We start from the raw sequence: 22531 nt of genomic DNA on the forward strand, positions 1-22531 counted from the left end.
GAGGATGTGACCGGTCACGATGCGGTAGCCGTTCCGGCCGTCGGACCCTTCCCGGCGCCTTCGCATCGGCGGGATCTCGCGACACTGCATCCTAAGTCACACGCAATACCATTTTCAAATGGTATTTTCGCAGCATGCCCGAACGGGTGGTCAACGGTATGGGAGGATGACGTCGTGAGCGCACTGGGAGAGTCCGATCGACCCGTCACCGCGGGCGATGTGGCAACCCGTGCCGGCGTGTCGCGATCGACGGTCAGCAACATCCTGAACGGCAACGAAGCACGCTTCTCGGCTCGGACCCGCGAGAAGGTGCACACCGCGGCCCGCGAACTCGACTACCGCCCCTCCCTCGCAGCGCGGTCCCTGGTCAGCGGAATCAGCGACACAATCGTGATGCTGCTGCCCAACACGACCTTCGGAAGCCGCTTCCAAGACGCCGTCGACCAGGTCACGATCGACACCCAGCATCTGGGTGCGAATGTCATGGTGCGCTTCGCGGGCGCCTCGCTGGAGAGCTCCATCGCCGCCATCCACGCGCTGCGCCCTCTCGCGGTGATCGACTTCGCCGGCCTCCCCACGACTGAACGGCTCCGGCTCGAGCAGCGCGGCACCACCGTCCTTCCTCGCCGACACAGCGACGACGGACGGAACATCCCTGACGGCGGGATCGCCGAGCTCCAGGCCGGAGCGCTGCTCGAACGCGGCGACCGCACCTTGTGGTTCGCCTCCATCTCCGACAGCAGGCTCGACCCGTACGGGCCGGGCCGGTTCGACGCGCTGCGGACCTACTGCGCGCGCGTCGGGCTCGCCGAGCCCCGTCAGATCGACGTCCCGTTCGCCCTCGACGCGGCAATCGCCGCACTGACGCGTGTTCTCAAGGAGTCCCCCTCACCCGTCGGGCTCGCCTGCTACAACGACGACGTGGCGATCGCCGTCCTTGCCGCCGCGCGCGAACTGCAGGTCGATGTCCCGGCCCGGCTCGCCGTCGTCGGCGTGGACAACACGGTGATCGGCCAGCTGTGGTCGCCCCGCCTCACCAGCATCGACACGGACATCCGCGGATTGATGGATGCGCTGACCCACGAACTCCAGTCGCAGCTGGCGGAGTCGACCCCGCCGCCGGACCTCGGGACGCTACCGCACTTCACCCTCGTGCGCGGCGGGACCACCTGAGGCACGATCCCGCTCGTCGAGCCACGCGGCCATCGCCTGAATGCCACGGCGGAAGCCGCGGGTGCGCGGCTGGTTCAAGAAGCCGTGGAGCGTCTTCTCAATGACCACGTAGTCCGCGGCGACCCCGGCCGCGCGCAACTCGTCTGCGAACTGGTCGCCGGAGGCTCGCAGGCTGTCCCTGTCCGCGTCCATGACCAGCGCGTCCGGAAGGCCGGCCAGAGACTCTCCCGCCGGGAACGCGGTCGCGTACAACGTTTCGTCGCCGACATAGTTGTGCGTCATCCGCTCGTAGGAGTCGGGGGTGAACGCGATGCGGCCGGCGATTCCCGTGAGCCGCGACGACACGGACCGAGGGAGCGGGGGCAGAGCCGAGTGGAAGCCGCCGTACGCGAGCGCGAGACCCTCGACCCGGACATCCGCGTCGTCACGGAGCGCGACGGCAGCCGTCACCGCGAGATTCGCCCCAGCACTCGCCCCGCCGATCAGGACCCGCCGCTCGCCGGAGGCGACGAGGTCGCGCACAGCATCGACGACGTCGTCCCGCCCCGCGGGGAACCGGCCGCCTGAGGGTTCGAGCGACAGAGGGGCATGGGAGGCGAGCTGGCGCCAGCGCAGCAGCGGGGCCAGGCGGTAGTCGATGGTGCGGACGCGGCGCCCCGTGCCTGCGATAGCTTTCGCGACGGCGTGCGACTCCTTCTGATCGAGGCCTCCGGACATCCAGCCGCCGCCGTGGATCCACACGAAGGGCGAGGCGCCGGCACGCGGATTCTCGGGGAGGTAGTCGCGGAGGGGAATCCGGGCTCCCCGTCCAGCGAGCGTCGAGTCCGTAGTGGCGGCCAGCGTCACAGATTCATCTCCTTCACTCCTGCAAAAACAGTATCTATTTCTGTTTATCTTGGCAGAACGACGGACGGGCGCGATACAGTCGGTAACATGCCGCGTCGTCCCTACCCCAAAGGGGTTGCGAAGCGCGAGGAGATCCTCGCCACCGCCCTCGAAGTCATCGCCGCACGTGGGTTCGGCGGAGCCACGCTCCGTGAGCTCGCCGACGCGTCGAACCTGAGCATCACCGGGCTCGTGCATCACTTCGGTACGAAGGAGCACTTGCTCACCGAGGTGCTGCGGCGACGCGATGAACTCGACGCCGATGCATACGAGGACAGCGCTCCCGAGACGATCGCCTCCATGGTCGACCGGCTCACGACGCTGGTCGACCACAACGCGTCCGTTCCCGGTCTCGTCGCGCTCTACTCGAATCTCGCAGCAGACGGGACGGCCCCCGACCACCCCGCCCACGAGTACTTCAGCGAGCGCATCACCCGCAGCCAGAAGCTCGGTCGCGAGACGCTGGAGGGCCTCCAGGACGCGGGTGAGCTGCCACGGGAGGTCGACGCCGGCGACCTGGCCCTGCTCGTCACGGCGGCGGTCGATGGCCTGCAGCTGCTCTGGGAGTACGACGACAGCATCGACATGACTCGCAGCCTGAAGGCTCTCGGCACCCTCCTGGAGCTGGCGAAGGCCGGAGCGACGGCCGCGCGATAGCTAGCCGAGCTGGCGTCTGATCTCGTCGAGCGAGTCGAAGACCTCAGCGGCAGCCTCGGTGGTGTGGATGGTGTTCTCCAGCTCTCCCCGCCGGATCGAACCGTTCACGGCACGCAGCATCGGCACATAGCCGTTGCCCTCCCAGAGCGTCTCGATGGACTCCGTCGGCTCGACGTCCGGGGAGAACGGCGTATGGACGGTCGCCTTCGAGGTCGCCCAGAAGCCCGGGTCGGTCGCGATCCACCCGGCCGTCCCGCAGATCGAGGCCCCGAGATCGAGGAACTCGACCATCGAGCTCGCGCCCCGCGCGAAGCGCCCGCCCGAATAGCTCAGCGTGAAGTGCTCGCTGAGGTCGACCCCGTCATCGCGCACGACACCGTCGGCGTGGATGCGGTCCGGGACACCGAAAAGCATGTGCGCGAGTGTCACCGGGTAGATCCCCTGATCGAGGAGCGTGCTCCCCCGCATCTCCGCCTTCCAGCGACTGGAGCCATCCTGCGGGAACGGCACACCGAACGACGCGTCGATGCTCCGGACCTCGCCGATGCGCCCCTCACTCAGCAGCTCCTGCAGACGGGTGTAGAGCGGATTGAACTTCATCCACATGGCCTCCATGAGGAATCGCCCCTCGCGGGCCGCGATGGCGCCGAGTTCTCTGACCTCGGCGGCCGAGAGCCCCATGGGCTTCTCGCACAGCACATGCTTCCCCGCCATCAGCGCCGCTCTCGCGATCTCGAAGTGCGTCACATGGGGCGAGCCGATATAGACCGCGTCGAGGTCGGCGCCGAGGAGGTCGCGGTAGTCGCCGAAGCGGTGCTCGATTCCGAACTCCTCGGCGAATTCATCCGCCTTCGCCTGCTCTCGGGACGAAACCGCGACGATCTCGGCCCCGTCGACCAGCTGCAGGTCGGAGGCCATCTGACGTGAGATCGTGCCCGTCGCGACGATCCCCCAGCGCACGCCCCGCTCGGCCGCGCTCACGCGGAGAACCCCGCGCCGAGACCGAATCCGTGACGGAACAGCGGATCGATCGTGTCGAACGGCACGTCCGCACGATTCGCGAGCACCGCCTCCATCGACGACGGCAGGTCGAAGGGCAACCGCCCCGACGGCTCGGCCTCGCCGGTGAGGACCCGGGCGATGGCCTCGTCGGCCGCCCCGAAATTCACGATGGTCGAACTGGCGACGTCGACCAGGTCGGTCAGGATGGCGGGACGGTCGAGGTAGACGTCGAGGACGACCGGCACCCGCTCGGCGATCGCACGGATGCGCTCGATCGTGCCGACCGGGAAGTCCAATGAACCGGCATGGAAGAACGACTCCCACGTGGTGCCGTCCCCCCGCTGCTCCCATGGCGCCGCGATCCGTACGATGGCGACGTCCGCCGTGTCGAGGTCGGCGGCCACGAGACCGCGACGCTGCAGAGCGTCGGGAGACATCCCGTCGAGGAACACCCGCGTGCCCGGCGCGAGCGGAAGGGCGGCCGCCTCCTCACCGGCGCGCAGCAGGGTCACCGCGGCCGCCTGCGCCGCGATTCCCGCTTCGCGGGCATCCGGCGTGCCGACGAGCCGGTCGGCCTGTTCGACGTCGACCAACGGCGCATCGAACAATCCGAGACGGAACTTCTCGCGCAGCAGCCGGAGCACCGACCCGTCCAGGCGCGATTCGGGGATAGCGCCGTCGCGGACCAGCCGTACGAGCGTGCTCGCGGCCGATTCGCCGCCGAACTGGTCGACGCCGGCGTCCAGCGCCTTGATCATCCGCTCATCGAAGCTCAGGTCTTCGACGCCCCACGCCATGCCGCTGAGAATCCCCCAGTCGGTGCAGACGATCCCGTCGAATCCGAGCTGTTCGCGCAGAAGGCCTGTGATGATTCCGCGGTTGAAGCCGAACCCCACTTCTTCCCATTCGGTGCCGAGCGGCATCCCGTAATAGGGCATGATCTGCGCGACTCCTGCGTCGATGGCCGCGCGGAACGGTTCGAGGTGGAGGTCGAATCGGCCACCCGGGTAGATCTGTTCGCGGCCGTACGCGAAGTGGGGATCCTCCCCGTCCTTCTGCGGGCCCCCGCCCGGGAAGTGCTTCGCCATCACCGACACCGATTCGGCCCCCACCTCACCGTTCTGCAGCGCCTCGATGTAGGCGCCGCCCAGCCGGCTGACGATCTCGACGTCCTCACCGAAGGTGCCGCTGGCCCGCGCCCATCGCGGCTCGGTCGCCAGATCGATCTGGGGATGCAGCGCGACCCGGATCCCGACCGCCAGGTACTCGCGGCGGACCGTGTCGGCGAACCGGCGGATGAGGTCCTCGCTGCCGACGGCGCCGAAACCGAGCGACTCCGGCCACTGCGAGAAGGGACCGGCCATCAAGGCGGCGGCAGGGTTGTCGGTGAAGGCGTGGCGCGGGTCGCTCGAGATCGTGATCGGGATGCCCAGCGGCCGGGCGAGCGCTTCGCGTTGCAGGGCGTTGATCCACTCCGCGGTCTCCCGGGCCGTCGGGCCCTGGAGGATGTTGAAGTGGGTGATGTTCGCACTGAGCATCTCTCGCAACGAGGCACCGCCGAACATCCCCGGCGCGTCGGGGTCCCCCATTTCGGCCATCGGCTGGAACATCTGGCCGGCCTTGGCCTCCAGATCCATCCTGCCGAGCAGGTCGGCGGCACGTGCGTCCGCGCTCTGCGCCGGGTCGCGGTAGAGCAGGCGTTCGATCGTCATGGAGTGGTGTCCTTCGGCTCGGGGTCAGCTGGTGGCGGGTCGGTCGATGATCGGGAGGATGAGTCGGCTGGGGCCCGCGGGCCCGTGCAGCACCCTGTTGCGCGCCACGACGAACTCCGTCTCGTCCGTGATGCCGCCGCCGGTGTTGGTGTTGCGGTCGAAGCGCGGGTAATTGCTGCTCGAGACCTCCAGCCGGATGCGATGCCCCGGGAGGAAGACGTTGGACGTCACCGACAGGTCGAGCTGCACCTCGTAGACCTCGCCGGGCGTGAGGAGCTCGGGGGCATCGAGAGCCGACCGGTACCGCATGCGCAGGATGCCATCGGTGAGGTAGAGCGAGCGCCCGTCCGGGTGAACGTCCACGAGCTTCCCCGTGAAGTCGGTGTCGAACGCCGACGATGTCACGTACGCCCGGAGCGTCACCTGGCCGGTGACCTCGACGGGATCCGTGAGGACGGGAGTGGTGAAGGTGAGGACGTCCGCCCGCTGCTCCACCGCGGACTGGTCGACCGGGCCGCAGCCTCCCGTCTCACCGGACAGCAGCATCCGGCCCCCGACCGACGGAACCGGATCGGCCGGGTCGTAGAGGTACTCGCCGCACCCATCCGCGTCCGGCACCGACCTCGAAAGAGCGCCGTCGGGCGCGAGGAAGAAGTCGGTGCAGACCGTGTCGGTGAGCGGCCAGCTCTCCTCGTCGCGCCATTCGTCCACACCCATGACGAAGATCCGCACCGGAGCGTCGCCGTCGAGCGCGGCGGAGTCACCCCGGAGGTGCCGGTCGAAGAACCGCATGTGCAGCTCCTCGACGCCGCTCGCCGGCCCTGAGGCCGCGGAGCCGAAGTCGCGTCCGGGGTAGGACCCGGTCTGGCCGAGGTGATCCCACGGTCCGATCACCAGGCGCTGACCCTTCCGGGCCCCGGGGGTGCCCGCCCCCTCCTTCATCAGCCGATAGGAGTTCACGGTGTCGGTGATGTAGACGTCGAACCAGCCTCCGATGCTCAGCGCGGGGACGGTGACGGCGGCAGGATCGCCGCTCACCGCGATGCCCTTCCAGTAGTCGTCACGTCCCGTGTGCTCCATCCAGTTCGACCACCACGCGGCCTCGTCGCGCAGGCGCGGACGGTCCGACATCGGGAGGCGGTCGACGAGCGCTTCACCTTCGGCGATGACCTCGATGTACTGCTCGAGCGAGGTCAGCCGGGGCGCGACCGAGTTCAGCGTCGACCACGAGTGCACCAGGTGCCAGGACATCGCGCCGCCTTCGCCGAACCAGGGAGCGAAATAGGGGTCGGTGGATGCGAAGTGCGGTGCGATGGCCGACAGGCCCGTTGGTCCGGCGGAGGCCGTCTGCCACTGCGTGACGCCCAGATAGGACGCCCCGTACGAGCCGATGTGCCCGTCGCACCACGGCTGCGCGAGGATCCACGCCACCGTGTCCGCTCCGTCGTCGACCTCGCCGACGAACGGCTCGAACGTCTCCCCCTCCGAGCGGAACCGCCCGCGCACGTCCTGCCAGACGACGGCGTAGCCCCGCGCGATCAGGTCGGCGTGCCCCGGAAGGAGGGGCGCGTCGGGGAACATGTCCTTGCCGTACGGCAGACGGACGAGGAGCACCGGGGCCGGTGACGCGTCCGGGATCCAGACGTCAGTGGCGAGACGGACACCGTCCCGCATCGGAACCATGGCGTTGCTGATGGTCGGCTGCGACACTACTGCCTCCTAGGGGGTTCGATCGTCGTGGGGTGGATGATCAGGCGAGGTGGCGGCGGAAGAACGCCCGGAACTCGGTCGCGCGTTCGGCATCCTCCGGGCTCATGAAGTCGAACCCGCCGTGCGGGAGTCCCTCGAACACGTGCAGCTCGGCCTCGACGCCGGAACGACGCAGCTGCCGATGGAATCGCACGGTGTCGGAGAGGAGCCCGTCCCGCGTCCCCGAGATGAGGACGGTGGGAGGGAATGGCGAGAGGTCTCCGAAGATCGGGGAGAGGGAGGGATTCCGCGGGTCCTCACCTCGGGTGTAGAACTCCACCAGCGTGCGCGAGTGCTGTCCGATGATCGGGTCCAGCCCGTCGTTGGTGTGCCAGCTGTCGCCGTCGAGCGTCAGGTCGACGGCCGGGGTCCACAGGCCCAGAGCCGCCGGCATCGGGAGGCCGTCGGCCGCCGCACGCAGAAGCAGCGCCGCCGCGAGGTTCCCGCCCGCCGAGGTTCCGCTGACCGCGACGTTCGCCGCACCGGCCTCGCCGATCAGGGAGCGGTAGACGGCGACGCAGTCGTCGAGGGATGCCGGATACCGGTGGCCGGGCAACATGCGGTAGTCGACCGCCCAGGTGCGCAGACCGAGACTCGAGGCTTCCAGTGCGGCCGCAAGGCGCGTGAGCTGGCCGCCACCCTGCGTCCACCCGCCGCCGTGGATCACCAGGACGACGCGCTGGTCGTCATCGGCGAGGCCGTCCGGGGTGCCGACGAAGACGGGCACACCGTCGACGAGACGCGCGTCCACCTGCGTCCTCGTCGACGCGATGTACGTCTCGAGCAGGCCCGATGCGATCAGTTGCTCCTCCTGCGCCCGCTGACCCGCGACGACGCCTTCCCAGGCGTCGTCATCGTCGGCCCGCGGCAGGATCGTGCGCGGCACCTGGGCCGAGGCGTCGAGCGCGCGCCGGGCGCCCTCGCTGAGCGAACGCGGAACGGGGACGTCGTGCGCGGCGACCCTGAGGGCATCCGGAGCAATGTCGGCCATCTCTTCTTCTCCTGTTCGTTCTTCAGTCGAAGGTGACGACGACTTTGTCCGTCGCACCGGGTGTTCCCGCCAAGCGGATGGCGCGCTCGACGGAGTCGAACGGGACCACGTCACTGACGATCAGCGCGTACTTCTCCCAGTTGGCCTCGAGGTCGTCCGCCACCTGGAAGAACTCGTCCGCGTAGCCCATCGAGGCGACGATCGCGAGCTCCTTCGGGATGAGGGCCTCGAAGTCGACCTCGATCGTCTTGCGGTGGATGGCCACGACCCCCAGCCGCGCCCCCTGCTTCGCCGAGCGGAGGACGAACTCCACGACCGAAGGGACACCCGCTGCGTCGAGGTAGATGTCGGTGCCGGGCAGCCCCTGCACACCGAAGGCGTCGGCCCCGGAGCCGTGCAGCTGCACGAGACGCTCAGCCAGATCCTCCTCGGCCGAGTTCACGACGGCGTCCGCGCCGAGCCGCAGCGCCTTCTCGAGCCGATTCGCCTGCACGTCCACGACGACCACGTTCGCCACGCCCAGCGCCTTGAAGGCGAGCAGGGCGCCGAGCCCGACCGGACCGGCGCCGAACACCACGGCGGTGTCAGAGGCGCTGGGACGTGTGCGGTTGACGGCGCGACGCGCCACCGACATCGGCTCGACGAGCGCCGCGACGTGGAATGGGATGTGCGGCGGCAGGATGCGAAGGTTGCGGCCGACGGCGGCCTCCCGCACCAGCAGGTATTCACTGAGACCGCCCTGTGGGCCGCCCGCGCCGATGATCGCGTCGGGGACCCCCATCGGGTTGACGACGACGTGGTCGCCGACGGCGAGTCCGACGACGTCGCCGCCCACCTGCGACACCACGCCTGCCGGCTCGTGCCCGAGACGCGTCTGCACAGCACCGGGAACGATGAAACCGGCAGCGAGGCTGTGCGGGTCGGACCCGCAGAGCCCGCACGCCTTCATCGTCACCAGCACGTCCGCAGGACCGACGGCCGGTGTCTCCACGTCAAGGATGGTCAGCTCATCCGGCCCGGTGATCGTCGCCGCCCGCATCAGTGCTCGCCTCCGAACGCACGTGCGCCGCCCTCGACGGTTCCCGTCTTCGCAACGTTCCCGAGCCAGGCGAGGCTCGGCTTCGGCTGACGCTCGAACGTCTCGCGGTCGACCGCGATCAGGCCGAACGTCGGCTCCCAGTGACCCCACTCGTAGTTGTCGAGCGCCGACCAGTGCAGGTACCCAGCTACCTCCACGCCGTCATCCATCGCGGACGCCAGGGCATGAAGCGCCTGCGCCGTGTAGTCGATGCGCCGGGTGTCGTCGGCGGTGGCGATCCCGTTCTCGGTGATCAGCGCGGGAACACCCTCCGTGACCTCCCACGAGTGCCGGACGGCCATGCCCAGGGAGTCGGGGCGATAGGCCGTTCCGACCTGGGTGTTCTCCGGGCTCGGCGCGTGCGGCACCGGACCGTTCGCGTCGATCTCCTGCGTGGAGTATGCCTGCACGCCGATGAAGCCGTCGCCGCGGGCGGCCTCGAGATAGAGGTCTTCGCGCAGGTAGCGCTCCTCGACCAGCTTCGCCTGATTCTCCGGCTTCGCGGTCAGCGCCTGGTTCGCGACGGTCCAGCCGACCGCCGCATCCGTCTTCGACCGCAGGATCTCGCGGGCCGCGTGATGCGCGGCCGCGAGCCGTTGGCCGACCTCGGGGTCGGGAGCGGGGAGCACCATCTGGGTGTCGCCCTCGACCGTCGGGCTCTGCCAATCGCTCGTGCCGGCTTCCGCCAGCTTCATCATGGTGCCGATCATCGCTAGCATGTTGGGCTCGTTGATGGTGCAGATCCACGGCACGTCGCCCAGGATCGCCGCCGCCTCGCCGACGTAGCTCTGGAACCGCTCGATCGACCGGTCGTGCAGCCAGCCTCCCTCGTCCGCGAACCACTTCGGGGTGGAGAAGTGCTGGAGGGTGACGACGGGCGTCAGGCCGAGCCGCTGCGCGGTCTCGATCATCCGACGATAGTGGGCCAGCTCCGCCTTCGAGAAGTGACCGGGGATGGGTTCGATCCTGGCCCACTCGATTCCGAACCGGTACGCGTTCAGCCCGGCGTCGGCGAGGAGGCGCATGTCCTCCTCGAACCGGTGGTAGCTGTCGACGGCGTCGCCGCTGAGAGCCATGCCGGGGGTGTGCTGTTCCCGGAACCACCAGTCGCTGTTGATGTTGTTGCCCTCGATCTGGTGCGGCGCCGTCGAGGCGCCCCAGAGGAAGCCGTGGGGGAAAGTGCTGCTCATCGTTCTATCCTTCGAATCCGTTTGCTGTGTTCGCTCTGCTTAGCACGTCGTCGACCATGCCGGGAGGGACCGCTCCGCCGAGCGAGCCGAGGAAGCGCCCGAACGGCGACGAGTCGAGGATCGGGGTGTAGTCCACGTCCTCCTCCGAGCCGGCGCTGAACTGGGCGAACATCGCCGCGAACAGGTCGGCGAACGCCGCACCGGCGATCGGGTCGCGCATGATCTCGCCGAGCGAGGACTCTGCGGTCAGGCGGTACCGGATCGGCTCGGCGTCGACCTCGACTTCGACCGTGCGGCGGATGTCGCGGCTGGAGGCCGCGGCATGGAAGGCGTAGGTGCCGGGCTCGACGACACGGCGGTGCAGCTCCTCGCTCCAGAACGCCAGCTCGTCCCGCGGGATCGGCACGCTCACGTCGGCGCGCTCGCCCGATTCGAGCTCGACGTCCCCGAAGCCGACGAGCCAGCGGGGGGCGCGGGCGACGACGGATCCGTCGAGCGATGCGTAGACCTGCACCACCTCGCGACCACGGCGCTCCCCCGTGTTGCGGACCGTCACCTGCGCGACATAGTCGTCCCCGTCCGCGACGACGCTCACCGACTCGTAGTCGAAGCTCGTGTAAGAGAGGCCGTGACCGAAGGGGAACGTCACGTCGATCTCGCGGGTGTCGTACCAGCGATAGCCGACGAAGATCCCCTCGCCGTACCGCACGTGCATGCGCTCCCCCGGGAAGCTCGTGAAGGCCGGTACGTCCTGGATGCGCTCCGGCACGGTCTCGGTCAGCCGTCCGGATGGATTGACCACCCCGAACAGCACATCCGCGAGTGCACCGCCCGCGGCCTGCCCGAGCAAGGCGCCGTCGACGATTGCCGCGGGTCCTGCCGCGATCGGGGCAAGGCGGACCACGCCGCCGTGGGACAGCACGACCACGGTTCGGGGCTGCGCGGCGAGGACGGCCTCGAGCAGCGCGAGCTGATCCTCCGGCAGGTCGATGCCAGGACGGTCGGCGCCCTCCGCCTCCTGATTCTCGAACAGGCCCAGGAACACGACCGAGACGTCGCTCGCCGCTGCCTCCGCCACGGCAGCGGCACGAAGGGCCGCACGATCGGCGTCCGCGTCCGCGCTGAAGCCGGCCGCGAAGGTCACGGACGCGTCTGCGGCCAGTGCCCGGATCTCGTCGAGCGGGATGTCGACGCGGGTCGGCGTGACGTGGGAGCTTCCGCCGCCCTGGTAGCGCGGCTTGACGGCGAACTCACCGATGACGGCGATCGCGCCGGACGGCTGGAGCGGCAGGAGGCCCTGATCGTCTCGGAGCAGCACGATCGCCCGTCCCGCCACCTCGCGGGCGATCGCGTGGTGGTCGTCGGCGCTCCAGACCGTGCCGGGGCGACGCTCGGCTCGTGCCCGACGGGCGAACCGCTCGAGCCGCCCGGCGTTCCTGCGGACCGCCGACTCCTCGATGTCACCCGACTCGAGGGCGGCCACGACCCGCGCGTCGCTCGTCCCGTCGTCTCCGGGCATCTGAAGGTCGAGCCCGGCGGTGACCGCCGCGACCCGATCGGCGACCGCCCCCCAGTCCGACATGACGATGCCATCGAAGCCCCAGTCGCCGCGGAGGACGTCGGTCAGCAACCACTCGTTCTGCGAGGCAAGAATACCGCTGATGCGATTGTAGGAGCACATCACAGTCCACGGCTGCGCGTTGGTGACGATGCGCTCGAACGGCCGCAGATAGATCTCACGCAGCGCCCGGGCGTCGACGTCGGCACTCACGCGCATCCGGTCCCATTCCTGGTTGTTGACCGCGAAGTGCTTCAGGGAGGCGCCGACGCCCATGCTCTGCAGGCCCCTCACCCATCCCTCGCCGAGAACTCCCGCGACGAACGGATCCTCCGAGAAGTACTCGAAATTGCGACCGCCGCGCGGGTCGCGCTTGATGTTCACGCCGGGGCCGAGGAGGACCTGGATGTCGAGCGCCTGACACTCGCGCCCGAGCGCCTCGCCAACACGGAAGGCGGATGCCGCATCCCACGTCTGGCTCAGGGCGACCGCGGGCGGGAAGCAGGTGGAGGGGACGCTCCTACCGGACAGCGATAGCTGGTCGGAGCTCTCCTCCTGCTTGCGGATGCCGTGGGGTCCGTCCGTCATCAGCACGGCCGGGACGTCGCCCACCCGCTTCGTCGTCCAGAAGTCGGCGCCGCTGCCGAGTCGCGCTTGGTCGGCGAGGCTCAGCTCCGTCGTGTCGGGCAGGGTGTCTGTCATCGGTTTCCTTTGCAGTGTCGAGGTCGAACGGGAGGATCGGGGATCAGCGCACGCGCACCGGGAGGATCGTCACCGCGGCGAGGGCGACGAGCACGAGGGCGGCGACCCAGACCACGGCGTATCCACCGCTCAGGGCGACGACGAATCCGGCGAGTGCCGGACCGAGCGCCTGTCCGAGGTTGGTGGCGAGTCCGGCGACGCCGAGGTCTCGGCCCGCCGCCTTGGCGTCGGGGAGCACATCGATCAGGAGCGCCTGGTCGACGGGCGTGTAGATGCCGAAGGCGAGTCCAGCTACGACGGCTTGGATGAAGAGGCCGGGGACCGTCGGCGAGATCAGGGGGATCGCCATCGACGCCGCCATGAGGAGCGACGACACGAAGACGAAGCTCTTGCGCCGCCGCCAGCGGTCCGAGAGCGCTCCGGCCACCACGATCGCCAGGACCGTCGTCGGGAGGCCTGCGAGCGCGAGCAGCGGAACGAGCGTGGTCGCCTCCGCCTGGCTGAGAGCTGGCTTCACGTAACTCTGGAGCATGTAGAAGGACAGGGCACCCGAAACGCCGTACCCGAAGGTCAGCAGGATGCGCGCGATCCAGACCCAGCGGTAATCGCGGCTGCGCAAGGCGTAGGTGAATCCGAGCGCAAACGCTTTCCAGCTGAAGGGCGGGACCTGCAGCGAGACGGACGAGCGGTCCCTGACCCGGAACACGAAGATCAGCACGATAACCACGACGAGGGCGGCGAAGACGAAGTAGCTGTTGAGGCCGAGTGTGGCGAAGGCGACGCCCGCGGCCACGCTTCCCAGGATGCCGCCGACGAAGGAGCCCAGACCGCCGATACCCGAGATCGTGCCGCGACGGGCTTCGGGGATCCGGTCGGCCAGTGTGGCGCCCAAGGGGGCCTGCGCCGCGTTGAGCGCAGCCTGCGCGATCGCCCAGAGGACGACGAGCACTGCGACGGTCGGCGCGAAGCGCACACCGACCAGGAACGCCGCCCCGATCGCGACGCCGACGAGCATCCACGGAGCGCGGCGCCCCAGGCGCGAGCGTGTGCGATCGGAGAACACTCCGATCAGCGGCTGAACGATCATGGTCGCCGCGACGCCGATCGACGTGACGAGAGCGAGCGACTGGGCGCGGCTCGCGTCGAAGGTCGCCAGGATTCCGAGCAGCCGGCTCTGGTCGGCGGTCGCGGTCGCGGCTCCCGCTGCGATCGCGTCGCGCAGAGCGGTGAGCTGCTGGAGGTCGACGCCGGCGTCGCGCCCGGTGAAGAACTGCGCCATGGCCAGGAGCTGCACCTGGTTCGGCAGGAGAACCGCGGCCACGCCTCCCCAGATGGCGGTGAATGCCACGAACGTGAGCGCGTACCAGACCCCGTAGCGACGCAGAGCCCGACCTCGCAGGTACTGCTCGGACGTTCCCGGCTCGAATGGTTCCAGGACGTCGGGATCGACGGTCGTCACCGCTGAGGCGCCGCTGAGAGGCAGGTCGGTGGAGGGGGTTGTCATCGGGGCTCCAAAGGCTCTTCATCGAACGGGAGGTCCATGCGGGGAATCGTGCGTCGGCGCGGATGCTGGGACGCGTCGTTAAACAGAAACAGTATCTGTTTCTGCTTTTTGGTGCAAGCCCATCGCTTCCCCGTCACGCACCGTTGGCGCGCTCGAGCAACGGCGCGATCGACGCCGGATCGAAGGACCCTCCGCTGAACCCGCGCAAGCGGTCCAAGGGGATGGCTGCCGCCATCCGCGCGGTGTCGCCGCCGAGCGCGTCGCTGGTGTCGTCCGCCTGCTCATCACCCCGCCCCTGCCCCATGGCCGCCGCGAACAACGGCCCGGCCAGCGGATGGCTCATGACCTCGCCGAGCGTCGACTCCATCGACAGCGGAAGGCGCAGCTGGTCGCCATCGACGACGAGGACCTCGGTCAGACGCAGGTCACGACTCGACGCGCCCGCCGAGACGAGGTACCTCCCCGGCTCCACCTGCCAGCCATCGATCCTCTCGTCCCAGTAGGCGAGATCGTCTCGGCGGATCCGGATCTCCGTGTCGACGGTCTCACCGGCCTGCACGGCGACGGAACGGAAGCCCTTGAGCTCGCGTGGCGCACGGCGCATGGCCGACTCCGGCGCGGCCACGTAGAGCTGGACGACCTCACGCCCCGCCCGGTCCCCGGTGTTGGTGATCCGCACCCGCGCACGGATCCCCTCGGCATCGGTCTCGAGTGCGAGCGTGTCATACCGGAAAGTGGTGTAGCTGAGACCGTGACCGAACGGGAAGCCGATCTCGAGCTCACGGGCGTCGTACCAGCGGTAGCCGACGTAGATGCTCTCCCCGTAGAGCACACGCGAATTCTCACCCGGGAAGTTGAGGTACGAGGGCGCATCCTGGATACGCACGGGCACCGTCTCGCTCAGCCGCCCCGAGGGGTTGACCGCACCGAACAGCACGTCGGCGATCGCTCCGCCCCCGGCCTGGCCGAGCAGACCGCCGTCGAGGATCCCGGCCGCGTGCTCCGAGACCTCGGCCAGCCGGAGGACGCCGCCGTGGCTCAGCACGACGACGGTGCGCGGCTGGGCCGCCGCCACGGCGCGCAGGAGCGCGAGCTGCCGCGCCGGCAGCTCGATGTCGTCGCGGTCGAAGCCCTCGGACTCGTCGGCGTCGTCCAGCCCGAGGAAGAGCACGGCGACATCGGCCGCGCGTGCGACCGCGACCGCGTCCGCGAGCGATCGCCCCTCATCATCGCCTCTGCTCGCCGGCCAACCTTCGGCGTACTCGACGCGTCCCGGTGCAGCCGACAGCGCCCGGAGCTCGTCGAGCGGCACCTCGACGCGCGTCGCCCGAACGTGCGAGCTCCCACCACCCTGGTAGCGGGGCGTCTGCGCGAAGCGTCCGATTACGGCGATCGACGCTCCCGGCGACAGCGGCAGCACCTCGTCCCGGTTCTGCAGCAGCACGATGCTCCGCGAGGCCGCCTCCCTGGCCAACGCGTGGTGCTCATCGAAGTCCGCGGCGGCACCGGACGCACCCTCGCTGCGCTCGATCAGTCGCACGACGTTCCCGGCCGCCGCCTCGAGGGCGTCCGGGTCGAGTTCACCGCAGGCGACAGCCTCGGCGAGCGCGGCGTCCGCCTGGGCGTCCCCACCCGGCATCGTGAGATCGAGCCCCGCACGTACGGCGGCCACCCGATCGCGCACCGCGCCCCAGTCGCTCACGACGGCGCCGTCGAAACCCCACTCTCCACGCAGCACGTCGGTCAGCAGCCATCGGTTCTCCGAGGTGTAGACGCCGTTGAGCTTGTTATAGGCGCACATCACCGTCCACGGCTTCGATCCCGTGACGATCCGTTCGAATCCGCGCAGATAGATCTCGCGGAGCGCTCGCGTGTCGACCTGCGAGTCCGATCGCATGCGGTCGTGCTCGGCGTTGTTCGCGGCGAAGTGCTTCACGGACGCGCCGATCCCCTCCCCTTGGATGCCGTCGACCCACGCAGATCCGAGCACCCCCGTCAGGTGGGGGTCTTCGGAGAAGTACTCGAAGTTGCGTCCGCCTCGGGGGTCGCGTTTGATGTTGACCCCAGGCCCGAGGAGCACACCGACACCGTAGTGGCGCGCCTCTCGACCGAGCGCCGCACCGATCCGCTCAACGAGGTCGGGATCCCAGCTCTGGGAGAGGCCGGCTGCAGGGGGAAAGCAGGTCGCCGGCTCGCTCGGCGCGATGCCGAGATGGTCGTGCGCGCCCTTCTGCGCCCGGACGCCGTGTGGGCCGTCGGTGAGGACGATCCCCCTCGGGGATCCGGGGAGGCTCTTGGTCGCCCAGAAGGACGCACCGCTTGTGAGCGCGGCCTTCTCGGTGATGGTCGGGATTTCTACGGGCGGGGTGGGTGTCACGGTGTTCCTTTTCAATGGGGAGCGAGCGCGAGGCGATTAGCGGGCGCTCTTGACCTTCCAGACCACGAGCGCCCCGCCCACGAGGGTGAACGCAGCGGCGATGAGGTAGAGCAGGGTGTAATTGATGGCAACGTAGGGCGCGAAGTCCTGGATCGTCCCGCCGACCCGGCTGGTGATGAAGTAGATCGAGAACGTCGTGTTGAAGGTCACCCCGACGTTGAAGAGTAGGCGGGCGAGCCAGTTCCATGAGAAGTCCGCGTGCTGACGGGGAGAGTACAGATACTTGCGGAGCACCGCGCCGATGGCGCCTTCGGGGGCAGGAAGAGTGCGCGCGTCCGCGTCCTTCACGACGGCGACGAAGAGAAGGGTGAACACCACGCCGACTGCGCCAGGCACCAGGAACATGAGAAAGTCGTCGGCGACGAAGGCGGAAGCGATTCCCGCGCCGACGACGGGTGCGACCATCTGGACGAAGCCGACGAGGCCGGCGACCTTGCCGCGCTGCTCCTCGGGGAGCTTGTCGGCCTGGATGATGGTCAGGACGGTCAGCGCGCTCCCCCACCCGAGCTGCGCCGCTGCCCACCCGATGCCGAGCACGAGGGTCGACGGGGCCGCGGCCATGATCACCAATGCGATCGCGCCGACGACCGACCCGACGAGCAGATAGGGCCTGCGCCGTCCCATCCTCAGACGGGTGCGGTCGCTGAGAATGCCGACGATCGGGGCCGAAAGCACCGCGACCGCGGCCCCGATCCCGATGATGTAGCCGAGGTACTCCTGATGAGCGGGCTCCACTTGCTGGAGCTTGAGCGCTAGGGAGATTGCGATGGGAGCAACGAACGCGATGTACACGCCGAAGGTGGCGAGCACCATCATCCAGACGTAGAGGGGGCCGACCTGCGGCCGCACGGCGGGGGCGTGCGCAGTCTCCACTGGGATGATCCGCTCGTCCGCCGCTGCGCCGGCAGCGCGCGTCAGCGGCGTCTCGTCGATGTACCTCGTCTCATCGATATCGGGTTCACCGCCGGACGACGCGGGGGTGGTGGTCGACATGAGATCCTCCTCGATCCGTGACGGTGGTCGCCCACGCGTATCGGGTCGACGCGACGACGATAACACTAAATTCGCGCCTCAGTGGTATTTTCAGAGCCCCGAAGACGTACGCCGACCCAGGCGCCGACTTGCCCTTCGCCCCCGGGCCCCTCAGCCTGATCCCCATCCGGCAACTCGGCGACGCATCACCGCTGCCGATCAACATCGTGGCCGGTCCCGGCGCCCCACCATTCCCCAGCTCGCCGATACGGACGTGCGCCGCGTCAGCCTCGGCTCCGCCATCGCCGAGGCCATCGCCGCTGATCCCGCCGAATGGAACGGCCACTTCTCGAAAACGGACAATCTGCGTGGCGGAAAGACAGTCTTTCCGGCGGTCGACACCAGCCTCATCTCACTTCAAGGGTCTGGTTTTCAACCCTCGATAGTCACAGCTATCCCCACTATTCGGCGTGAGGCCCCAGCGTCTGTCAGCGGCGTCCTTCCGAGCTTGCTCGCTCAGTACGCGTACGTCGCGCCGAGCGCGATCACATTCCCTGCTGTGAAGTTCGCCACTGTCGCCGCGGCGAAAATCTGGTAACACTGCGATCCGGCCCAGCATCACCCGGACGCGCTCCTGATGGGGTGGTTGCTCCAAGGCGCCTGCCAATTCGAGTTCGCTTTCTCGCCTTGCCCCGTCTGCTGCTAAATGTACTGGCGATCCTCGTCACTCATCGTTGCGGAGAGTCTGCGCCAGACTGTCTCCCACCGACCAGAAGGGAAAGCGGATGTCTGCTCAGACATCTTGGGTCCCGCCAGTGTGTGACGACGACAGCCAGGTTGTGCCGACGGTGAGACAGACCACGATCAGATTGGAGATGCCCCGAACCAGAGGACGTCATTCGGCTCGCCGAGGAATCGCGACCACGCCTAGAGGACATGGGAGATGACGGGCGGGCCGTTCCGCAGCTCGCCTCAGATTCGACGGAGGTTGACTTTGAACTCCGCACCGCTTGGCTTGGGCTCGCGACTGCTCACCTGGTGGACATCTACCAGGTGGTCCGCCAGCCTGAGATCCGCGTCGGTGAGCGGAAGCTTCGTCTGACCGCCAGTAGTCGTAAGTTTGCGATATTTATCCGGCATAAGGCGCAGAATCGAAAGCAGTTCCTCTGCCGTAATCGCATCCAGCTCGAGCACAATCAGCTGCACCAAGAGGCTCGGATCAACGCCTGTACTCGCCATGACAGTAAGATTCGACGGCCCGACGGCAAGAGATCTTGCCACCGCAAAACGGGCAAGTGCGTCGAGTGCTACTCGTCCCGTTGCAGATCGAAAATCGTCTAGATGAAGGACCACGGCTTTCCTGATGCCATCCGGGAGGCTTGGGTCCTGCGCCAGAGCCGCGAAATCGTCCGTGGAAAAGCCGATCGACCGGATGTATTCCGCGAAATGCTCTGAGGCCCGAATATAGGAGCTCTTTATCGGCCAACGCATTGTGCCGAGGGACTCAAATGCTACTGCCGAATCCTCGACCAGCCCTGCGTTCAGGACTGCGCCTGCCATACCCTCGTCGTGGTCCTCCAGATGAAGCTCACCAATAGGCAGTGGCGTCACGACCCCTAGGCTGGCTGCGAGCTCTACACGCTTTTGGTAGTTCAACCGATCTGTGGTGAGCAGCGTCAGGGCGAGACTGCTCTTGTCCGGCTCATCGACCGCTTCCAGCGAGGTGATTTTATCGGCGAAGTTCAGCGTTGCTGCCAGCTGATCATCCACGTGCCCGCGCTTTTCGAGGTAGGCAGCTATGTTGCTGTAGCTTGGCGCGAGCTTCTTAGTCTGTGCGACGATCGGCCACAGTTTCTCGTTCAGATTCGTGATCTTCTTGACGCTGACACCCGAGGACCGTTCGGCGACCTTCCGCACTTCATTTGAGTCCTTGTTCGCCAGCTTGTTGAGGACAGTGGTGAAGTTCTTGTAGCTCGCGATCGTATATGTTGTCGATTCCGCATTCTCTTGTATGTCCAGGTACGTCGAGAGATTTGCCACTGCGTGATCGAATACGTTCTCATCGGCTGCGCGAAGGATGTCGAGCGCGAGATCAGTGCCGCCAGTCGCCTCCGTCAGGTTAGCCTCGGTCAATCGATAGAGAGAGTCTCTGATGACCAACGGTCTTAGAGCCTCCGACACCAAAGAGAGGGAATCGAACGTGACATCCGTTTCCTTCAGAATCGCGGCCACGGTCTCCAAGGAGTACACAGTGCGCTCGCCTGTCAGCGTCTTCATCTTCAAGTAGTTCGCCTGAATGAATTCCCTCATTGCTGGCGTCGCCACGTAGCGATTCGTGGGCGAGATCACTGAGAGGGCGGTATCGAGAAGATCGGCTCGCTCCGCCTCTGCTACGGAATCATCGGTTACCAAGAAGTCGAGAATCCCCGGCCAATTCGGCCCCAGGCGCGATACTAGAGCCGTCTGCTCGTGACCGCTCGAGAAGTAGGCGGTTCGTATTGCGGCGTCCTCTTGCGTGTCGCCGCCGATAAGCCTCATGGAGCGATCGAGTCTTACGTCGCCGCTTGCAAGTAGGTGGTCGAGCAACTGGATGTTGTAGATGCTTCGCTCAGCGAAGATCCGGTCCCCAACTTCGTCAAGCAGGGCTTCGATCTGCCGCCCGGTGCCGATCTCAGCATTGATGTCGACGGCGCCGGACTCGACTGAATGAAGGATGTAATTCCTGGCTTTCGCGGTCACCGTGTCGTCGTAATAGAGCGAGACGTAGAGGCTGAAGTTTCTGTCGATGTAGCCGGCCGCGATCAGGTCAAGTGCCAGACCGTTTCCTAGGTGTCGCCTAGCCATGGCAGAGAATGACTCAGACCCATGATCTGACTCGAGAACAAGGTCGTCTCGCTCGGCAAGGTCTTTCATTGTTGCTGTCTTCAAAAAGTCACGAAGCTCGACGTTCTCGTCGATATCGCTCTGCATCGTCTTGCCGTCGGCGACGTCCCACTCGTCAAGAGTCAGCGGATCATCCAGCTCGGTGCGCAGGTCATCCAAGGTGATCTTGACCTCGAATATGGCCTGCCCGGAGTAGTAGCTCTGGACCGTCACGTTCGAGCGATAAGTGATCGTGAGTTCGAGCGATTCGTCCTTCAGCCACGTCTTCCAGAAGTTAGATTCGCGAATTTCGGGCAGGGTGATGGCCGTTGCGAGACTCAATTTTCCCTGGTCAAGGGTCTGTCCCACAGATCGCATTAGGCGGCTCATATACTCTTCGAGTTGGTCCCCTAGCCTGTCCGCCCGGGACTCCATCAGTTCAAGCTTCCGGCTTCTTGAGCGGGCGCGGCGGATCTGCGACTCGGCTGTGGCGATCTGGAAATTCACGAGTTTCCGGAAGTCTCCCCAGACCCGGTCGAGCTGGCTCGTTCCGTCCTTCACCTTCTCGAAGTCCGTCATGCTCAGGTTTTTATAAACGATCATCGCGAACAGTGGCTGGGGGTCGAGCTCGTCAAGGTGCCCGGGAGCGAGGATTTTCTGTTCAAAGACGCCGAATTCGTTGTGGATGTTTTTGATCAGACGCATGTCGACCAGGTGCTTGGAGACCAGGTCTAGAAGTGGCTTTTGGATCTGGAAGCCGGAGGCCTTCATCTCTTTTGAAATCAGGTCGCGTGCGTTGTGGTGGCTAATGAAGGGCACGACGGGGATGACTACGTCGAAGAACTTGGTTCGGTTAGTGACAGCTAGCTGCCTGATTTCCTCATCGCTGAGCTTGACTCCATTGATCGACAGCTTCCCCAACTGTTCGAAAATGCTGTCCTTGATGGCGTAGACAAAGGTGATTCGTCTTGGATCTATCTGCTTCGAGTTGTTGAGCAACGTATTTAGCTCGCGAAGGGTCTCGAAGATATAAGGGTCGTTGAAGCGATCGAGGTCTTCGAACAAGACAACGTCATAGGGATTTGCCTCAAAAAAATAGACGAGTTCGTCAAGGTATTGGTCGAAGAAGCTGTCGGCGCTGTTGGTGAGGGTTATGGAAGCTGGTCCGGACGTTAGCTTCTCAATCCACACTCTGTTGTGGAACAAGGCTTGCAGCCCTTGTGTCATTGCGAGCACCAGGATGAAGACGCCGACGTAGATAAGAACAGTGGGCCACAAGTCATTACCGAAAATGGCTTGAACTCTCGATGTTGCTCCCGTAAGCAGGGCAATGGCGGTCAAAGCCGCGGCTAAGAGAACTGAAATCCCGAACGCCCGTCCTCTCCGAAAGCTTTCGATCCGTCGGTAGCGAGACCCGGGAACGCTCGATGGCTTCTCTCGATAGAGAAGTTGCTTGACGATTTCCTTCTGGATAGCGTTCGTAATCGCAGGGGTCGCCAACGGATCCGTCTTCGCGGATTCGTCGCGAGCTATTGTCTCTTCGCTTCCCAGTGTCGACAGCGACACACTCACCACCCGATTGCTAAGATCCTCGAGAACCTTGCTCAGAATGCTGCTCTTGCCCGAGCCGTAGCTTCCCGTCAGCGCGATATTATGCGGCCGAACGTCTTCATCCTCGACTTCTTCGTTTGCGTGCTTCGTCCTGTGCGCGGGCTTGTTGAGTTCGCCCTCGAGGTACTCGACGTAGATCTCGTGGTGCGCAGGCTCAAATACTGGTCGCAAGGAGTGAATCGAAAAGTTGGCCTGAGTTCCGTTCTCACGGTCATCAACTGCACTCTCCGGGTGAGCGTCAACCGCCCCATCTACGGCGCTTACATCGTCGGGCACAACTGGACTCCGTTCTGCGTAGCGCCGGTCGGGCGACGGCGATTAGTCAGCCTCGCGAAGGGACAAATCCATGCGGGTTTCCCTTCACACGGATTTTTGACGTCCAGCTGTGCACGGCGTTCGTTCAGCTTATCGGCGCGAGTCTGCTGTTCTCGGTAACCGAAGAGGTCTG

At 66.5% G+C, this 22531-nt stretch carries 14 protein-coding genes; 2 read left to right on the top strand and 12 right to left on the bottom strand.

Annotated elements, in window-relative coordinates:
• The first annotated feature begins 174 nt into the window (after positions 1-174).
• Positions 175-1173 (top strand): LacI family DNA-binding transcriptional regulator, encoded by a 999-nt coding sequence (locus K5L49_RS03880; protein ID WP_223690700.1) that lies wholly within the window; start codon positions 175-177, stop codon positions 1171-1173.
• Here the strand turns inward: K5L49_RS03880 and K5L49_RS03885 are convergent.
• A complete protein-coding gene (locus tag K5L49_RS03885; protein ID WP_223690701.1) occupies positions 1135-2019 on the bottom strand; it encodes an alpha/beta hydrolase in 885 nt (294 codons plus the stop codon). The genes K5L49_RS03880 and K5L49_RS03885 overlap by 39 nt on opposite strands.
• Before the next feature lie 87 nt (positions 2020-2106).
• Between K5L49_RS03885 and K5L49_RS03890 the strand changes: the two genes are divergently transcribed.
• The gene (locus K5L49_RS03890; protein ID WP_223690702.1) at positions 2107-2715 is read left to right on the top strand and encodes a TetR/AcrR family transcriptional regulator; all 609 of its coding nucleotides are present in this window, start codon (positions 2107-2109) and stop codon (positions 2713-2715) included.
• Here the strand turns inward: K5L49_RS03890 and K5L49_RS20375 are convergent, their stop codons facing one another.
• The 11 genes from K5L49_RS20375 to K5L49_RS03945 form a co-directional block, all read right to left on the bottom strand.
• Positions 2716-3696, bottom strand: a complete 981-nt coding sequence (locus K5L49_RS20375; protein WP_223690703.1) for a Gfo/Idh/MocA family protein — start codon at positions 3694-3696, stop codon at positions 2716-2718.
• On the bottom strand, positions 3693-5429 hold the full coding sequence (locus tag K5L49_RS03900) for a glycoside hydrolase family 3 protein (RefSeq protein ID WP_223690704.1): 1737 nt from the start codon (positions 5427-5429) through the stop codon (positions 3693-3695). The genes K5L49_RS20375 and K5L49_RS03900 overlap by 4 nt, the downstream gene beginning before the upstream one ends.
• A gap of 24 nt (positions 5430-5453) precedes the next feature.
• Positions 5454-7139, bottom strand: a complete 1686-nt coding sequence (locus K5L49_RS03905) for a CocE/NonD family hydrolase (RefSeq protein ID WP_223690705.1) — start codon at positions 7137-7139, stop codon at positions 5454-5456.
• A gap of 40 nt (positions 7140-7179) precedes the next feature.
• A complete protein-coding gene (locus tag K5L49_RS03910; protein WP_223690706.1) occupies positions 7180-8169 on the bottom strand; it encodes an alpha/beta hydrolase fold domain-containing protein in 990 nt (329 codons plus the stop codon).
• 22 nt (positions 8170-8191) lie between these two features.
• Positions 8192-9208 (bottom strand): zinc-dependent alcohol dehydrogenase, encoded by a 1017-nt coding sequence (locus K5L49_RS03915; RefSeq protein ID WP_223690707.1) that lies wholly within the window; start codon positions 9206-9208, stop codon positions 8192-8194.
• Entirely contained in the window at positions 9208-10437 is a 1230-nt protein-coding gene (locus tag K5L49_RS03920) for a family 1 glycosylhydrolase (protein ID WP_223690708.1), read from the bottom strand. The genes K5L49_RS03915 and K5L49_RS03920 overlap by 1 nt, the downstream gene beginning before the upstream one ends.
• Positions 10438-10441: 4 nt before the next feature.
• On the bottom strand, positions 10442-12697 hold the full coding sequence (locus tag K5L49_RS03925; RefSeq protein ID WP_223690709.1) for a glycoside hydrolase family 3 protein: 2256 nt from the start codon (positions 12695-12697) through the stop codon (positions 10442-10444).
• A 43-nt stretch (positions 12698-12740) separates the two neighbouring features.
• Positions 12741-14201, bottom strand: a complete 1461-nt coding sequence (locus K5L49_RS03930) for an MFS transporter (protein WP_223690710.1) — start codon at positions 14199-14201, stop codon at positions 12741-12743.
• A 133-nt stretch (positions 14202-14334) separates the two neighbouring features.
• Entirely contained in the window at positions 14335-16578 is a 2244-nt protein-coding gene (locus tag K5L49_RS03935) for a glycoside hydrolase family 3 C-terminal domain-containing protein (protein WP_223690711.1), read from the bottom strand.
• A gap of 36 nt (positions 16579-16614) precedes the next feature.
• Positions 16615-17631, bottom strand: coding sequence for an MFS transporter (locus K5L49_RS03940; RefSeq protein WP_223690712.1), 1017 nt, complete (start codon positions 17629-17631; stop codon positions 16615-16617).
• Positions 17632-18582: 951 nt separating this feature from the next.
• The gene (locus K5L49_RS03945) at positions 18583-22359 is read right to left on the bottom strand and encodes a YobI family P-loop NTPase (RefSeq protein WP_223690713.1); all 3777 of its coding nucleotides are present in this window, start codon (positions 22357-22359) and stop codon (positions 18583-18585) included.
• Positions 22360-22531 lie beyond the last annotated feature (172 nt).

This window comes from Leifsonia poae, from assembly GCF_020009625.1.
Taxonomy (GTDB): Bacteria; Actinomycetota; Actinomycetes; order Actinomycetales; family Microbacteriaceae; genus Leifsonia; species Leifsonia poae_A.

Excerpts from the sequence above, each read along its gene's own strand:
- K5L49_RS03890 (WP_223690702.1), top strand. The coding sequence starts at position 2,107 with ATGCCGCGTCGTCCCTACCCCAAAGGGGTTGCGAAGCGCGAGGAGATC.
- K5L49_RS03900 (WP_223690704.1), bottom strand. The coding sequence starts at position 5,429 with ATGACGATCGAACGCCTGCTCTACCGCGACCCGGCGCAGAGCGCGGAC.
- K5L49_RS03910 (WP_223690706.1), bottom strand. The coding sequence starts at position 8,169 with ATGGCCGACATTGCTCCGGATGCCCTCAGGGTCGCCGCGCACGACGTC.
- K5L49_RS03915 (WP_223690707.1), bottom strand. The coding sequence starts at position 9,208 with ATGCGGGCGGCGACGATCACCGGGCCGGATGAGCTGACCATCCTTGAC.
- K5L49_RS03920 (WP_223690708.1), bottom strand. The coding sequence starts at position 10,437 with ATGAGCAGCACTTTCCCCCACGGCTTCCTCTGGGGCGCCTCGACGGCG.
- K5L49_RS03925 (WP_223690709.1), bottom strand. The coding sequence starts at position 12,697 with ATGACAGACACCCTGCCCGACACGACGGAGCTGAGCCTCGCCGACCAA.
- K5L49_RS03930 (WP_223690710.1), bottom strand. The coding sequence starts at position 14,201 with ATGACAACCCCCTCCACCGACCTGCCTCTCAGCGGCGCCTCAGCGGTG.
- K5L49_RS03940 (WP_223690712.1), bottom strand. The coding sequence starts at position 17,631 with ATGTCGACCACCACCCCCGCGTCGTCCGGCGGTGAACCCGATATCGAT.